Annotated in this window: 2 protein-coding genes; one reads left to right on the top strand and one right to left on the bottom strand. The window is 70.9% G+C overall.

The genetic code is table 11. The features are described 5' to 3' along the window. A partial coding sequence (locus TY25_RS15480; RefSeq protein ID WP_042256877.1) for a MarP family serine protease occupies positions 1-795 on the top strand: 795 nt, incomplete at its 5' end. Between the two features lie 49 nt (positions 796-844). Here TY25_RS15480 and TY25_RS15485 read toward each other — a convergent pair. After that, the coding region (locus tag TY25_RS15485) for an NAD-dependent epimerase/dehydratase family protein (protein ID WP_042256880.1) at positions 845-1,409 on the bottom strand (565 nt) is incomplete at its 5' end.

The raw sequence follows: 1,409 nt of genomic DNA on the forward strand, positions 1-1,409 counted from the left end.
CTCGCCGCCCCGCTCACGGTGTCGACGCAGCCGGGACTGCTGGCGGCCGTACGGGATTCGGTGGTGGTGCGCTCGGTCGACGAGGTCGCGCCGTACTGGTTGGCGAGCCTGTCCACGGTCGTCACCGCCCCGATGGTGGAGGCGGGACTGGTGTTGCCGCTCCCGCCGCCCGATCCGCGTATTCTGCAAAGCCCGGTCCCCCACGACCTCCAGCAGAGCGTGCTGCGGATCCACGGCGAGGCGCCGGCCTGCGGTAAGCAGGAGATCGGTTCCGGCTTCGTCGTCGCACCGGAGCGGATCCTCACCAACGCGCACGTCGTCGCGGGCACGACCGACCGCTGGGTCGACACACCCCGCGGCCGATTGAAAGCCGCTGTGGTGCAGTTCGACTCAGCACGCGACGTGGCGGTGCTCGCGGTACCGGGCCTCAGCGCACCGGTGCTCACCGTGGCGGCCGGGCCGGGCGCGCCAGGCGCCGACGCCATCATCCTCGGATATCCGAGGGGCGGGCAGTACACGGCCGTCGCCGCGCGCGTGCGGCAGCGCGGCACGCGACCGGTGCCCGACATCTACCACCGCGAGACGAGCGAACGCGCGACCTACACAGTGCACGGCGACATCCAGGACGGGAATTCCGGTGGGCCGCTGATCGACCCGCAAGGCCGGGTGCTCGGTATGGTGTTCGGCGTCGACCCGGACAACAGCACGGTCGGATACGCGGCGAGCCTGCCCGAACTACTCGACGGACTCGCTCTCACCGGACCGGCCGTGGACCCGGGCCCCTGCCTACGGTGACTCCAATACACCGGAGGCAGTGCGGTTTCCGCGCCGGAAGCGGATCGGCTCAGGCGTTCTCGGCGATGATCACGACACCACCGGCCGCCTCGAGCAGCGGAATCGTCTGCGCCGCGGCCTCGTCCACGTGCACCCGCGGATGCGCGGGCAACTCCGTCTCGTAATAGGTTCCGGGACCGTAGAACTGGCCGTATCGTACGACCACGCCGCCGATGTCGAGCACGGCCGCCTCGTGCTGCCGGACGACCTCGCCCCGGCCGCCCGCGGGCTCCCACGCGATGCTCTGCGCGAGCAAGCGTTTCGCACCCGCGGTCTGCGCGGCGGCGATCAGATTTCGGGTGCCCTCGGTACGGATGCGGGAATTCGCCGCACCGGATTCGGGCAGCAGTGCGGCATCGTCGGGCAGGTCGGTCAACTGGTGCAGCACCAGATCGGGACCGAATTCCCGGACGGCCGCGGTCAGCGCGTCCGCGTCGTACACATCGCAGATCACCGACTGCGCACCGGCCGCGCGCACCTGCTCGGCCTTGCCCGCCGATCGGGTCATCCCGGCCACCTCGTGCCCGGCCGCGATCAGCAGCGGCACCAATCGTGTTCCGATGACGCCGGTCGCG

It is taken from the genome of Nocardia brasiliensis NBRC 14402, assembly GCF_000308475.2.
In the GTDB taxonomy this organism is placed as follows: Bacteria; Actinomycetota; Actinomycetes; order Mycobacteriales; family Mycobacteriaceae; genus Nocardia; species Nocardia brasiliensis.